This window comes from Enterococcus sp. DIV2453a, from assembly GCF_050533535.1.
Classification (GTDB): domain Bacteria; phylum Bacillota; class Bacilli; order Lactobacillales; family Enterococcaceae; genus Enterococcus; species Enterococcus faecalis.
Map to the genome: position 1 here is coordinate 151,334 of NZ_CP172899.1, position 14,109 is coordinate 165,442.

General features: G+C 39.5%; 19 protein-coding genes. 17 read left to right on the forward strand and 2 right to left on the reverse strand.

What is annotated here, in order from left to right; genetic code table 11:
• Nucleotides 1-92: 92 nt before the first annotated feature.
• Nucleotides 93-668 (reverse strand): recombinase family protein, encoded by a 576-nt coding sequence (locus IGK03_RS00665; protein ID WP_002356188.1) that lies wholly within the window; start codon nt 666-668, stop codon nt 93-95.
• A gap of 41 nt (nt 669-709) precedes the next feature.
• The gene (gene rpiA / locus IGK03_RS00670; protein ID WP_002381363.1) at nt 710-1,390 is read right to left on the reverse strand and encodes a ribose-5-phosphate isomerase RpiA; all 681 of its coding nucleotides are present in this window, start codon (nt 1,388-1,390) and stop codon (nt 710-712) included.
• A 344-nt stretch (nt 1,391-1,734) separates the two neighbouring features.
• Between rpiA and rpsL the strand changes: the two genes are divergently transcribed.
• The 17 genes from rpsL (at nt 1,735) to rpsQ (ending at nt 14,055) form a co-directional block, all read left to right on the forward strand.
• Nucleotides 1,735-2,148 (forward strand): 30S ribosomal protein S12, encoded by a 414-nt coding sequence (gene rpsL, locus IGK03_RS00675; RefSeq protein ID WP_002356190.1) that lies wholly within the window; start codon nt 1,735-1,737, stop codon nt 2,146-2,148.
• 55 nt (nt 2,149-2,203) lie between these two features.
• A complete protein-coding gene (gene rpsG / locus IGK03_RS00680; RefSeq protein ID WP_002356191.1) occupies nt 2,204-2,674 on the forward strand; it encodes a 30S ribosomal protein S7 in 471 nt (156 codons plus the stop codon).
• An 83-nt stretch (nt 2,675-2,757) separates the two neighbouring features.
• A complete protein-coding gene (gene fusA / locus IGK03_RS00685) occupies nt 2,758-4,839 on the forward strand; it encodes an elongation factor G (protein WP_002356192.1) in 2,082 nt (693 codons plus the stop codon).
• 150 nt (nt 4,840-4,989) lie between these two features.
• The gene (gene tuf, locus IGK03_RS00690) at nt 4,990-6,177 is read left to right on the forward strand and encodes an elongation factor Tu (protein ID WP_002356194.1); all 1,188 of its coding nucleotides are present in this window, start codon (nt 4,990-4,992) and stop codon (nt 6,175-6,177) included.
• Between the two features lie 180 nt (nt 6,178-6,357).
• Nucleotides 6,358-7,182 (forward strand): bifunctional hydroxymethylpyrimidine kinase/phosphomethylpyrimidine kinase, encoded by an 825-nt coding sequence (thiD, locus tag IGK03_RS00695; RefSeq protein ID WP_033625264.1) that lies wholly within the window; start codon nt 6,358-6,360, stop codon nt 7,180-7,182.
• Between the two features lie 271 nt (nt 7,183-7,453).
• Nucleotides 7,454-8,620, forward strand: a complete 1,167-nt coding sequence (locus tag IGK03_RS00700) for an SAM-dependent methyltransferase (protein ID WP_202334731.1) — start codon at nt 7,454-7,456, stop codon at nt 8,618-8,620.
• Nucleotides 8,621-8,968: 348 nt separating this feature from the next.
• Nucleotides 8,969-9,277 (forward strand): 30S ribosomal protein S10, encoded by a 309-nt coding sequence (gene rpsJ / locus IGK03_RS00705; RefSeq protein WP_002389727.1) that lies wholly within the window; start codon nt 8,969-8,971, stop codon nt 9,275-9,277.
• 21 nt (nt 9,278-9,298) lie between these two features.
• On the forward strand, nt 9,299-9,928 hold the full coding sequence (gene rplC / locus IGK03_RS00710; RefSeq protein ID WP_002356199.1) for a 50S ribosomal protein L3: 630 nt from the start codon (nt 9,299-9,301) through the stop codon (nt 9,926-9,928).
• A 25-nt stretch (nt 9,929-9,953) separates the two neighbouring features.
• On the forward strand, nt 9,954-10,577 hold the full coding sequence (rplD, locus tag IGK03_RS00715) for a 50S ribosomal protein L4 (protein ID WP_002356200.1): 624 nt from the start codon (nt 9,954-9,956) through the stop codon (nt 10,575-10,577).
• Nucleotides 10,577-10,867 carry a 50S ribosomal protein L23 gene (locus IGK03_RS00720; protein WP_002356203.1) on the forward strand — a complete coding sequence of 97 codons (291 nt, stop codon included), beginning with the start codon at nt 10,577-10,579 and terminating at the stop codon, nt 10,865-10,867. The genes rplD and IGK03_RS00720 overlap by 1 nt, the downstream gene beginning before the upstream one ends.
• 39 nt (nt 10,868-10,906) lie before the next feature.
• On the forward strand, nt 10,907-11,737 hold the full coding sequence (gene rplB, locus IGK03_RS00725; RefSeq protein WP_002356204.1) for a 50S ribosomal protein L2: 831 nt from the start codon (nt 10,907-10,909) through the stop codon (nt 11,735-11,737).
• 42 nt (nt 11,738-11,779) lie between these two features.
• Nucleotides 11,780-12,058, forward strand: coding sequence for a 30S ribosomal protein S19 (gene rpsS / locus IGK03_RS00730; protein WP_002356205.1), 279 nt, complete (start codon nt 11,780-11,782; stop codon nt 12,056-12,058).
• 21 nt (nt 12,059-12,079) lie between these two features.
• A complete protein-coding gene (rplV, locus tag IGK03_RS00735) occupies nt 12,080-12,427 on the forward strand; it encodes a 50S ribosomal protein L22 (RefSeq protein ID WP_002356206.1) in 348 nt (115 codons plus the stop codon).
• A gap of 66 nt (nt 12,428-12,493) precedes the next feature.
• Nucleotides 12,494-13,150 carry a 30S ribosomal protein S3 gene (gene rpsC, locus IGK03_RS00740; protein WP_002356207.1) on the forward strand — a complete coding sequence of 219 codons (657 nt, stop codon included), beginning with the start codon at nt 12,494-12,496 and terminating at the stop codon, nt 13,148-13,150.
• Between the two features lie 2 nt (nt 13,151-13,152).
• Nucleotides 13,153-13,587 carry a 50S ribosomal protein L16 gene (rplP, locus tag IGK03_RS00745; protein WP_002356208.1) on the forward strand — a complete coding sequence of 145 codons (435 nt, stop codon included), beginning with the start codon at nt 13,153-13,155 and terminating at the stop codon, nt 13,585-13,587.
• On the forward strand, nt 13,577-13,765 hold the full coding sequence (gene rpmC, locus IGK03_RS00750; protein ID WP_002383858.1) for a 50S ribosomal protein L29: 189 nt from the start codon (nt 13,577-13,579) through the stop codon (nt 13,763-13,765). The genes rplP and rpmC overlap by 11 nt, the downstream gene beginning before the upstream one ends.
• 23 nt (nt 13,766-13,788) lie before the next feature.
• Nucleotides 13,789-14,055: a 30S ribosomal protein S17 gene (gene rpsQ, locus IGK03_RS00755; protein WP_002359348.1), complete on the forward strand. Its 267-nt coding sequence runs from the start codon at nt 13,789-13,791 to the stop codon at nt 14,053-14,055.
• Nucleotides 14,056-14,109 lie beyond the last annotated feature (54 nt).

Consider the following 14,109-nt stretch of genomic DNA (forward strand, 5'->3'; position numbering starts at 1 on the left):
GGAAAATAGTAAAAAAACGTGAAAGTTGCTGAAAAATTAGAGTGAAATCGAATCAAAAAAGAAGCCCCATCTGAAGGACTTCTTTTTTATTCTTAGGAATACAGCCGCTCGACATCTGTCTCAGGTAAATTGATGTATTTATAACAAGTGCCCACCGAAACGCCGCATTTATTAGAAATAAATTGGATTGTTTCTTTGTTTTCATAATATAATGCACGGATTTTGCGGACGGTGCGTCCATCAATTTTTGGACGTCCACCTACTTTTCCGTTTTCACGAGCTTTGTGGAGCCCGACGAGTGTTCGTTCTTTAATTAGTGCACATTCCATCGCAGATAAGCTCTCCATTAATTGGAAATAGGCTTCACCTGTTGGAAGGTGAGTATCAATTCCTTCTGAAATGCTGACAAAATCAACTTGTTTTTCCTTTAACATTTTCATAAAGTCTGTTAATTGGCGGGTTGTTTTACCTAAATGGTGCAATTTACAAACAATAAGTGTATCCCCAGCAGAAAGAAGTTTTTCGACTTCGTCTAAGACACTGATCTCCGCTTGAGGATCAAATGTCTCTTGGAAAATATCATCACAACCAAACGATTGGAGAGTGGTTAGTTGATTTTTTAAATCGTCTTCAATAATAGTTGTGCGTGCATAACCAATTCGTTTCATATATTATCCTTCCTATATAAATAATCTTTTTTCACACATTCTTAACGTGCGGGAACATGTAAGGTTTTCGGTCCATCTTCATAACCGACGATTACCATAGAAACCATATTTAAAAATAAGCCGTGTTCAACGACGCCAACCAAGTTGTCTAAATAAGAACCCAAAGCTTCTGGATCTGTAATTTTTTCTAAATGCAAATCGATGATATGGTGGCCTCCATCTGTTATTAATGTTTCGCCAGCAGCGTTTAAACGAAGTGTTGGGTGATAGCCTTTTTCTTCAAATAAATGCACTAGTTGGCGGCTGCCATAAGGAACAACCTCAACTGGAAGTGGGAAAGCTCCTAAATCGTCCACCATTTTTGATTTATCCACAATCCAAATACATTTCTTTGAATAAGTGGCCACAATTTTTTCAAAAAGTAAGGCAGCCCCACCGCCTTTGATTCCTTGAAAATCAGCGCTGATTTCATCGGCGCCATCAATCGTAAGATCCACATACGGAACCTCATCAATACTTTTTAAAGGAATGCCCAAGGCCAAGGCTTGTTTCTCTGTTTCTTTTGAAGTAGTAACCCCCACGATTGACAATCCTTCTTCTTTTATGCGACGACCAATTTCGTCTACCATAAATTTTGCTGTTGAGCCAGTACCCAAACCGACAATCATGCCGTCTTCTACATATTTTGCAGCTTCGATTCCTACCATTTGTTTCAGATTCATCGCTGTTTTCCGCCCCCTTCAATAGTCAAAGATATTGTACCGTTAATTAACTAAAAAAGATAGAAAGTTTTTGAAAAAGTCATAAAAATTTTTAAAGGAAAAGTGCGTTTAAATAGAAGGAAAAGCTTTTTTTCGAAAGGCGAAAGAAGAGGGTTGACAGCTGATACTTATCGTGGTATCCTAACAAAGGTGCTTTATCTACAGGTTCCTTATAGGGACGTGCTGACTGTCTATCAAAGCATATTTGATAAAGAGTGCAGAGATTGCATTATTTTTTATCGCGAAAAAAGAACCACCTGGATGTGTGGAACTAGAAGCGAAGTAAGGAAGGAGGAGAACAAGGAATGCCTACAATTAACCAATTAGTACGTAAACCTCGTAAATCTAAAGTAGAAAAATCTGATTCACCAGCCTTAAACAAAGGATATAACAGTTTTAAGAAAACTCAAACAAACGTTAACTCTCCGCAAAAACGTGGAGTTTGTACACGTGTGGGTACGATGACACCTAAAAAACCGAACTCAGCTTTACGTAAATATGCCCGTGTTCGTTTGTCAAACTTAATCGAAGTTACAGCTTATATCCCAGGTATCGGTCACAACTTACAAGAACACAGCGTGGTATTATTACGTGGTGGACGTGTAAAAGACTTACCAGGGGTACGTTACCATATCGTTCGTGGTGCGCTTGATACTGCCGGTGTTAACGACCGTAAACAAAGCCGCTCTAAATACGGTACAAAACGTCCTAAAGCTTAATTATAATAAGACAATAACAACTTGAAAAATCATATTTCGGAAGGAGGAGTTACGGATGCCTCGTAAAGGTCCTGTTGCAAAACGTGATGTTTTACCAGATCCAATTTATAACTCAAAATTAGTAACTCGCTTAATCAACCGTGTAATGGTTGACGGTAAACGCGGGATTGCTGCTAACATTATCTATAATTCATTTGATATCATCAAAGAATCTACAGGTAACGATCCATTGGAAGTTTTTGAACAAGCAATGAAAAACGTTATGCCTGTTCTTGAAGTTAAAGCACGTCGTGTTGGGGGTTCTAACTACCAAGTACCAGTTGAAGTTCGTCCAGAACGTCGTACAACTTTAGGTTTACGTTGGGTAGTTAACTACGCACGTCTACGTGGTGAACACACAATGGAAGAACGTCTAGCGAAAGAAATCATGGATGCTGCTAACAACACTGGCGCTTCTGTTAAAAAACGCGAAGACACACACAAAATGGCAGACGCAAACCGCGCATTTGCTCATTATCGTTGGTAAGATCCTCTCTGTCTGTCGCGTAAAGTGGCAGCAGAAAGTCAATTTACAATCGATTTAAATAAAGAGAGGAGTAAACATACAAAATGGCAAGAGAATTTTCACTTGAAAAAACTCGTAACATTGGTATCATGGCCCACGTTGATGCTGGTAAAACAACAACAACTGAGCGTATCTTGTACTACACTGGTAAAATCCATAAAATCGGTGAAACCCATGAAGGTGCTTCACAAATGGACTGGATGGAACAAGAACAAGAACGTGGTATCACGATTACATCCGCTGCGACAACTGCACAGTGGAAAGGCTACCGTGTAAATATCATCGATACTCCAGGACACGTGGACTTCACAATTGAAGTACAACGTTCTCTACGCGTATTAGATGGTGCGGTAACAGTTCTTGACTCTCAATCAGGTGTAGAACCTCAAACAGAAACTGTTTGGCGTCAAGCGACTGAATATAAAGTTCCTCGTATTGTATTCTGTAACAAAATGGATAAAATCGGTGCGGACTTCTTCTATTCAGTAGAATCATTACATGATCGTTTACAAGCAAACGCTCATCCAATTCAAATTCCAATCGGAGCTGAAGAAGACTTCACTGGAATCATTGACTTGATTAAAATGAAAGCTGAAATCTACACAAATGATTTGGGAACAGATATTCAAGAAACTGATATTCCTGAAGATTATTTAGAAAAAGCGCAAGAATGGCGCGAAAAATTAGTTGAAGCTGTTGCTGAAACTGACGAAGACTTAATGATGAAATATCTTGAAGGTGAAGAAATCACTGAAGAAGAATTAGTCGCTGGTATCCGTCAAGCAACAATCAACGTTGAGTTCTTCCCTGTATTAGCTGGTTCAGCATTCAAGAATAAAGGGGTTCAATTAATGTTGGACGCTGTTCTTGATTACTTACCATCTCCATTAGATATCGATGCTATCAAAGGGATCGATACTAAAACAGACGAAGAAACAACTCGTCCAGCTGATGACGAAGCACCTTTCGCTTCATTAGCATTTAAAGTTATGACTGACCCATTCGTAGGTCGTTTAACTTTCTTCCGTGTTTATTCTGGTGTCCTTGAAAGTGGTTCATACGTATTGAACGCTTCAAAAGGCAAAAAAGAACGTATCGGTCGTATCCTACAAATGCACGCCAACACTCGTCAAGAAATTGACAAAGTGTACTCTGGTGATATCGCTGCTGCTGTTGGTCTGAAAGACACAACAACTGGTGATACATTATGTGCATTAGATGCACCAGTTATTCTTGAATCTATTGAATTCCCTGATCCAGTTATCCAAGTCGCTGTTGAACCTAAATCAAAAGCTGACCAAGATAAAATGGGCGTGGCTCTACAAAAACTTGCTGAAGAAGATCCATCATTCCGCGTTGAAACAAACGTTGAAACTGGTGAAACAGTTATCTCTGGTATGGGTGAATTGCACTTAGACGTTTTAGTAGACCGTATGAAACGTGAATTCAAAGTTGAAGCTAACGTAGGTGCTCCTCAAGTATCTTACCGCGAAACATTCCGTGCTGCGACTAAAGCAGAAGGTAAATTCGTTCGTCAGTCTGGTGGTAAAGGACAATACGGTCACGTATGGGTTGAATTTACACCAAATGAAGAAGGTAAAGGCTTCGAGTTTGAAAACGCAATTGTCGGTGGTGTGGTTCCTCGTGAATACATCCCAGCAGTTGAAAAAGGGTTAGAAGACTCTATGAACAACGGTGTTCTTGCTGGTTATCCATTAGTTGATATCAAAGCAAAACTTTACGATGGTTCATACCACGATGTCGATTCAAATGAAACGGCCTTCCGTGTAGCTGCTTCTATGGCATTGAAAGCTGCGGCTAAAAATGCAAACCCAGTTATTTTAGAACCAATGATGAAAGTTACAATTACTGTTCCTGAAGATTACTTAGGTGATATCATGGGACACGTAACAAGTCGTCGTGGACGTGTTGAAGGTATGGAAGCACACGGTAACTCTCAAATCGTTAATGCGATGGTACCTTTAGCTGAAATGTTTGGTTATGCTACAACATTACGTTCAGCAACACAAGGACGCGGTACATTTATGATGGTATTTGACCACTATGAAGACGTACCTAAGTCTGTTCAAGAAGAAATCATCAAGAAAAACGGCGGCAACGCATAATTTTCCTTGAGAATAAAAGGTTTGTTTTTAGAACTATCCTTTTTTCAAGATTTCGTGTAAAATAGCTTATGATGATCAGACGATTTTTAGTAACGTCTATCACATATAAAACAAACAATAAAATTTATATTTTTAGGAGGAACATTCAAAATGGCAAAAGAAAAATTTGACCGTTCTAAATCCCATGTTAACATTGGTACTATCGGACACGTTGACCATGGTAAAACTACATTAACAGCTGCAATTGCTACTGTATTATCAAAACACGGTGGCGGGGAAGCACAAAGCTACGATTCTATCGATAACGCTCCAGAAGAAAAAGAACGTGGAATCACAATCAACACTTCTCATATCGAATATGAAACTGAAACTCGTCACTATGCACACGTTGACTGCCCAGGACACGCGGACTACGTTAAAAACATGATCACTGGTGCTGCTCAAATGGACGGAGCTATCTTAGTAGTTTCTGCTGCTGATGGTCCTATGCCTCAAACACGTGAACATATCTTATTATCACGTAACGTTGGTGTACCATACATCGTTGTATTCTTAAACAAAATGGATATGGTTGATGACGAAGAATTATTAGAATTAGTAGAAATGGAAGTTCGTGACTTATTATCAGAATACGATTTCCCAGGCGATGATGTTCCAGTTATCGCAGGTTCTGCTTTGAAAGCTTTAGAAGGCGACGAGTCTTATGAAGAAAAAATCTTAGAATTAATGGCTGCAGTTGACGAATATATCCCAACTCCAGAACGTGATACTGACAAACCATTCATGATGCCAGTCGAAGACGTATTCTCAATCACTGGACGTGGTACTGTTGCTACAGGCCGTGTTGAACGTGGTGAAGTTCGCGTTGGTGACGAAGTTGAAATCGTTGGTATTAAAGACGAAACATCTAAAACAACTGTTACAGGTGTTGAAATGTTCCGTAAATTATTAGACTACGCTGAAGCAGGCGACAACATCGGTGCTTTATTACGTGGTGTAGCACGTGAAGATATCGAACGTGGACAAGTATTAGCTAAACCAGCTACAATCACTCCACACACAAAATTCAAAGCTGAAGTATACGTATTATCAAAAGAAGAAGGCGGACGTCACACTCCATTCTTCACTAACTACCGTCCTCAATTCTACTTCCGTACAACAGACGTTACTGGTGTTGTAGAATTGCCAGAAGGTACTGAAATGGTAATGCCTGGTGATAACGTTGCTATGGACGTTGAATTAATTCACCCAATCGCTATCGAAGACGGAACTCGTTTCTCTATTCGTGAAGGCGGACGTACTGTAGGTTCAGGCGTTGTTACTGAAATCGTTAAATAATTAACTTTTTAACTATAGCTTTAACCAGCGTAAAAAACTGGGGTATTCGGACGTAAGACCAGAGAATTTATTCTCTGGTCTTTTTTTGTTTAGAAATTGGCTGGCTAAAAAATAAGCCAATTGGCTGTTTTAGCAGTCTTGTTTCTTCCGTATACTTGGAGAAAAAGGTTAGGTGATTTAATGGAAAAAGTATTGACGATTGCAGGCTCCGATTCAACTGGAGGGGCAGGGATTCAAGCAGATTTAAAAACATTTGAAGAGTATGGAGTTTTTGGGTTTTCAAGTTTAACCTCGATTGTGACGATGAATCCTACGACAGGTTGGTCACATGAAGTAACTGAATTGCCAGAAACGCTCTTAGAAAAACAATTGATTTCGGTTTTTGCAGGCGGTCCAGTCGCGGCTTTGAAAACAGGGATGATGGGTAATGAACAAAATATTAAAATGGCTAGTAAGTACATTAAACAAGAAAAAATTCAAAAAGTCGTGATTGACCCAGTCATTGCTTGTAAGGGAACGGCACAAATTCTGCAACCCAAAAGTGTGGAAGGCCTAAAAAACGATTTACTGCCATTAGCATTAGTTGCCACGCCTAATTTAATTGAAGCGGGCATCTTATCTGGTTTAGGCGAAATTTCTTCCGTGGCGGAGATGGAAGAAGCGGCAAAACGAATTGTACAAATGGGAGCCAAACATGTCGTGGTTAAAGGGGGACATCGCTTAGCTGGTGAAAAAGCACTGGACTTGTTTTACGATGGTCACACCGCGCATCTTTTGGAAAATGAATTATATCCTACTGATTATAATCATGGTGCAGGTTGTACTTTTTCAGCGGCAATCACAGCTGGCTTGGCGAAAGGTTATTCGGTGTTAGAAGCAGTAACTTTAGCGAAAAAATTTGTAGCAGCGGCGATTAAACACGGTATTCAAGTTAATCCTTATGTGGGGCACGTATGGCATGGCGCATACACTCATGCGGAACAACGGATGTGTAAGAAAGCATAATATTTAGAACTAGAGGAGTCTGTCAAGGACTGGCTCTAGTTTTTTTGTGATAAAGAATAACAATAGTAGGTATTACGTTAAAAGAATGTTCAAATTTTTAAAAGAGGAGTAGAATAGAACTGTAATTGCAAAAAAAGAAGCGGAACATAGAAGGGGTGTTAACTTTTCTGTGCTTCAGTTTAGAACGGACTGTGGTGTTTGTTTTGACGAACTACCGGAAAGCGACTTCTTTTTGTTTTGGCTTCAAATGGTATTTAATGGAGGGTATGCAATGTTAGAAAAAGAAACGTACAGTCAACTGTTTAAATGGTCTTTTTCAAAAAAGACACAAGTCACATACTGGGATGGTACCGTCAAAGAGTATGGGCAAGGGTCGGGGGATCCGGTTTTTAAAATTGTATTCAATGAAAAAATTCCTGTGAAGGATTTACTGAATAACGCTTCGTTAACTTTAGGGGAAGCCTACATGGATCGCAAAATTGAAATCGAAGGCGATATCCAAGCACTGATTTATGATGTGTATAACCAAAAGGATAGCTTTTTACACAATGCTAAATTTATTAAATGGCTTCCTAAAGAAAGTCATTCAAAAAAACGCTCGCAAGAGGATATTCACAGCCATTACGATCTAGGAAATAATTTTTACAAAAAATGGCTTGACCAAACAATGACGTATTCATGTGCTTATTTTAAAACGCCTGAAGATACATTAGAACAAGCGCAAGTGAATAAAGTGCATCATATTTTAGATAAATTGTTTATCAAAGAGGGCGACACTTTACTGGATATTGGCTGCGGCTGGGGCACGTTAATTTTAACTGCGGTGAAAGAATATGGAGCCAAAGCAACTGGGATTACATTAAGTGAAGAGCAATTTCATCATATTCGCCATATTATAGAAAAAGAAGGTCTACAAGATCGAATGACTGTCAAATTGATGGATTATCGTGATTTAAAAGGAGAGTCTTTTGACCATATTACGAGTGTTGGGATGTTTGAACATGTCGGTGCGGAAAATCTACATGAATATTTTGACGTCGTTCAACGAAACTTAGCGCCTAAAGGTACGGCGTTGATTCATGGAATCAGTCGCCAACAAGGTGGGGCTAAAAATGCTTGGATTAATCGTTATATTTTCCCAGGTGGCTATATTCCTGGTGTCACTGAGCTAGTCGGCCATATGACAGAAAACGACTTGCAAGTGATTGACTTGGAAAGTTTGCGCAGAGATTATCAATTGACGTTGGAACATTGGACAAAAAACTTCCATAATATAGAAACAGAAATTGTTGACGAAAAAGGCGAGCGCTTCTATCGAATGTGGGACTTATATTTGCAAGCATGTGCAGCCTCATTCCAAGCAAGCAATATTGATGTTATTCAATATTTATTGGTTCATCCAGATAACAATGATATTCCAATGCGCCGGATTGGTTAATAGAATAAAAAAGAGAGAATTTGAGATTCTGGTAAAAAAGGAATCTCAAATTCTTTTTTTATAAAAATAGGATGAAAAGAATTGAAAAACAAAACAAATGCTTTTCAAAACAAGAAAAAATTCTTTCAAAAAAACGCAGAAAATCCTTGCTAACACTATCCTTTCATAGTATAATCAAAAAGGTGCTGTTTACAGGAGTGTAAAAAGCATTGGTAGATCAACGATTTGATTTGCCGGCTGTGAAGCGAGAGGTTGCGACACGCTCGGACGCTTTGCCATGAACGAGCATGCCGGATAAATTTTCGTGGAGCTATGTCTACTTTTAAAATAGGCGAAGGAGGGAACAAGATGGCAAAACAAAAAATTCGTATCCGTTTAAAAGCGTATGAACACCGTATTTTAGATCAATCAGCGGATAAAATTGTGGAAACAGCAAAAAGAACTGGAGCTGACGTATCAGGTCCGATTCCATTACCAACAGAACGCTCACTTTACACAGTTATTCGTGCGACTCATAAATACAAAGATTCTCGCGAACAATTCGAAATGCGTACTCACAAACGTCTAATTGACATTGTGAACCCAACACCAAAAACAGTTGACGCTCTAATGAAGCTTGACTTACCGTCTGGTGTTAATATTGAAATCAAACTATAAAATTAAGATGGAGGTGTACTCATGACCAAAGGAATCTTAGGGAAAAAAGTGGGAATGACACAAATCTTTACTGAGTCTGGTGAATTAATTCCAGTAACAGTAGTTGAAGCTACGCCAAACGTAGTTTTACAAGTAAAAACTGTTGAAACTGACGGATACGAAGCTATCCAAGTTGGTTACCAAGACAAACGTGAAGTTTTATCAAACAAACCTGCGAAAGGTCATGTTGCAAAAGCAAACACGGCTCCTAAGCGCTTCATTAAAGAATTCAAGAATGTTGAGCTAGGAGAATATGAAGTAGGTAAAGAAATCAAAGTAGATGTTTTCCAAGCAGGAGACGTTGTTGATGTTACAGGTACTACGAAAGGTAAAGGATTCCAAGGGGCAATCAAACGTCACGGCCAAAGCCGCGGACCTATGTCTCATGGTTCTCGTTATCACCGTCGTCCTGGGTCAATGGGTCCAGTAGCGCCTAACCGTGTATTTAAAAATAAACGACTAGCCGGCCGTATGGGTGGCGACCGCGTAACAATTCAAAACCTTGAAGTTGTTAAAGTGGACGTAGAAAGAAATGTTATCTTAATCAAAGGAAACATTCCTGGAGCGAAAAAATCTTTAATCACAATTAAATCAGCTGTGAAAGCTAAATAAGTGTAGGGAAAGGAGGAACTAAGGAATGCCGAATGTAGCATTATTCAAACAAGATGGAACTCAAAACGGTGAAATCACTTTAAATGAAGAAATCTTCGGAATCGAACCTAATGAAAGTGTTGTCTATGATGCAATCATCATGCAACGTGCTTCATTAAGACAAGGAACACACGCAGTTAAAAACCGTAGCGCTGTTCGTGGCGGTGGCCGCAAACCATGGCGTCAAAAAGGAACTGGTCGTGCTCGTCAAGGTTCAATCCGTTCACCACAATGGCGTGGAGGTGGCGTAGTCTTTGGACCAACACCGCGTTCATACAGCTACAAACTTCCTAAAAAAGTTCGTCGCTTAGCAATGAAGTCTGTATTATCAGACAAAGTTGCTGAAAATAACTTGGTAGCAGTAGAAGGTTTAAGCTTCGATGCACCAAAAACAAAAGAATTCAAACAAGTTCTTGCTAACTTGTCTATCGATACTAAAGTATTAGTTGTTTTAGAAAATGGTAACGACTTTGCAGCTTTATCAGCTCGTAACTTACCAAACGTTTCTGTAGTAACTTCTGATAACGTTAGTGTGTTAGATGTTGTGTCAGCTAACAAAGTCTTGGCAACACAAACAGCTCTTACTCAAATTGAGGAGGTGCTTGCATAATGGAATTACTAGACGTAATCAAACGCCCAGTGATCACTGAAAAATCCATGTTAGCTATGGACGAAAAGAAATATACTTTCGAAGTGGACACTCGCGCAAACAAAACTTTAGTAAAACAAGCTGTTGAATCAGCATTCGATGTTAAAGTAGCAAACGTAAACATCTTAAACGTGCGTCCAAAATTCAAACGCATGGGTAAATATGCAGGTTATACAAAAAAACGTCGCAAAGCGATCGTTACATTAACTGAAGATTCAAAAGAAATTCAATTATTCGAAGCTGCTGAATAAGCAGTCCTGAACAATATCAACGTAGGAGGGAAATAAGACGTGGCGATTAAAAAGTACAAACCTACCACAAATGGCCGTCGTAACATGACAAGTTCTGATTTCGCTGAAATCACAACTTCAACACCAGAAAAATCATTGTTACAGCCATTAAAAAACAATGCCGGTCGTAACAACAACGGTCGCATTACGGTTCGTCACCAAGGTGGCGGTCACAAACGTCAATACCGTGTGATTGACTTCAAACGTAATAAAGATAACGTCGCAGCGGTTGTTAAAACGATCGAGTACGATCCAAACCGTTCTGCTAACATCGCGTTAGTTCATTACGAAGACGGGGTTAAGGCATACATCTTAGCACCAAAAGGATTAGAAGTAGGCATGCGCCTAGTATCTGGTCCAGAAGCAGATATTAAAGTAGGTAACGCATTACCATTGGAAAACATTCCAGTTGGTACAGTTATCCACAACATTGAAATGAAACCTGGTAAAGGTGGACAATTAATCCGTTCAGCTGGAACAAGCGCGCAAGTACTTGGTAAAGAAGGCAAATACGTATTAATCCGCTTAAACTCTGGCGAAGTTCGTATGATCTTAGCAACTTGCCGTGCAACAATCGGTTCAGTTGGTAACGAACAACACGAATTAATCAACATTGGTAAAGCTGGCCGCTCTCGTTGGATGCGTAAACGCCCAACTGTTCGTGGTAGCGTAATGAACCCTAACGATCACCCACACGGTGGTGGTGAAGGTAAAACACCAATTGGACGTAAAGCGCCAGTATCTCCATGGGGTCAACCAGCAATTGGATACAAAACACGTAATAAAAAAGCTAAATCAGACAAACTTATCGTTCGTCGTCGTACTAAATAATTTTTTTGACCATGTGTCGTACATTTTGAGAGGAGGTTCACCATGGGTCGTAGTTTAAAAAAAGGACCTTTCGTCGATGATCATTTGATGAAAAAGGTCGAAGCACAACAAGGTGCCGAAAAGAAAAAAGTAATTAAAACTTGGTCTCGCCGCTCTACAATTTTTCCATCATTCGTAGGTTTCACAATCGCTGTATATGATGGACGGAAACATGTCCCTGTTTACATTCAAGAAGACATGGTAGGACATAAATTAGGTGAATTTGCACCAACTAGAACTTATCGTGGCCACGTTGCTGACGATAAAAAAACTAAACGCTAATTTTGAGGGGAGGATATGCAAATGTCAGAACAAATTACATCAGCTAAAGCAACTGCAAAAACAGTTCGCACTTCACCTCGTAAAGCACGTTTAGTAATCGATCTTATCAGAGGGAAAAGCGTTGCGGATGCAATTTCAATCTTGAAATTCACACCGAACAAGTCTGCTGGAATCATTGAAAAAGTTTTAATGTCAGCAGTTGCTAACGCAGAAAACAACTTTGACTTAGACGTTGAAAGCTTAGTCGTATCTGAAGCATTTGTTAACGAAGGACCAACAATGAAACGTTTCCGTCCTCGTGCAAAAGGTTCAGCTTCACCAATCAACAAACGTACTAGTCACATCACAGTAGTTGTAACAGAGAAATAAGTCTCATGAAATAGGCTGTTTTCTTTATGAAAACAGAGCTTAAACATTTAAGAGGAGGGACAATCAGTGGGTCAAAAAGTACATCCAATTGGAATGCGTGTAGGCATCATCCGCGACTGGGATGCGAAATGGTATGCTGAAAAAGAGTATGCTGAATTCTTACACGAAGATTTAAGAATCCGTAAATTTATCGCAACAAAACTTGCTGATGCTGCTGTATCTACAATTGAAATCGAACGCGCTGCAAACCGTGTTAACATTTCAATTCACACAGCTAAACCAGGTATGGTTATCGGTAAAGGCGGATCTGAAGTCGAAAACCTAAGAAAAGAATTAAACAAATTAACTGGCAAACGAGTTCACATCAACATCGTTGAAATCAAAAAACCAGATTTAGATGCAAAATTAGTAGGCGAAGGAATTGCACGTCAATTAGAAAACCGTGTTGCTTTCCGTCGTGCTCAAAAACAAGCTATCCAACGCGCAATGCGTGCTGGTGCTAAAGGAATCAAAACTCAAGTATCAGGTCGTCTAAACGGTGCGGATATCGCTCGTTCAGAAGGATACTCTGAAGGAACTGTACCACTTCACACATTACGTGCGGACATTGATTACGCATGGGAAGAAGCGGACACTACTTACGGAAAACTAGGAGTTAAAGTGTGGATCTATCGTGGAGAAATTCTTCCAACGAAAAAAAACACTGAGAAAGGAGGGAAATAATCATGTTAGTACCTAAACGTGTAAAACACCGTCGTGAATTCCGCGGAAAAATGCGCGGTGAAGCTAAAGGCGGAAAAGAAGTAGCATTTGGTGAATGGGGTTTACAAGCAACTGAATCTCACTGGATTACTAACCGTCAAATCGAAGCAGCCCGTATTGCAATGACTCGTTACATGAAACGTGGCGGGAAAGTATGGATTAAAATTTTCCCTCACAAGTCTTACACAAGTAAAGCTATCGGCGTACGTATGGGTAAAGGTAAAGGGGCACCAGAAGGCTGGGTATCACCAGTTAAACGTGGTAAAATCATGTTTGAAATCGCAGGCGTTCCTGAAGAAGTAGCTCGTGAAGCTCTTCGTCTTGCATCTCACAAATTGCCGGTAAAAACTAAGATCGTAAAACGTGAGGAAATGGGTGGTGAATCGAATGAAGGTTAAAGAAATCAGAGAATTAACCACTGCCGAAATGCTAGATAAAGAAAAACAATTAAAAGAAGAATTGTTCAACTTAAGATTCCAATTAGCAACAGGTCAATTAGAAAACACTGCACGTATTAAAGAAGTACGTCAATCGATTGCACGCATCAAAACAGTATTGCGTGAACAAGCTAACTAATAGTGGAAGGAGGCCAAACGCGTATGACTGAAGAAAGAAATCAACGTAAAGTTTACCAAGGTCGTGTGGTATCAGACAAAATGGATAAAACAATCACAGTTGTCGTTGAAACAAAGAAAAACCACCCTATCTATGGCAAACGTATGAAATATTCTAAAAAATATAAAGCGCATGATGAAAACAACACAGCGAAAGTTGGAGACATCGTAAAAATCATGGAAACTCGTCCATTATCAGCTACAAAACGTTTCCGTTTACTAGAGGTAGTCGAAGAAGCAGTTATTATCTAATAAAACGAGAATTTCCTAATAGATTGAAGCACAAAATCTGAAAGGGGGATACAC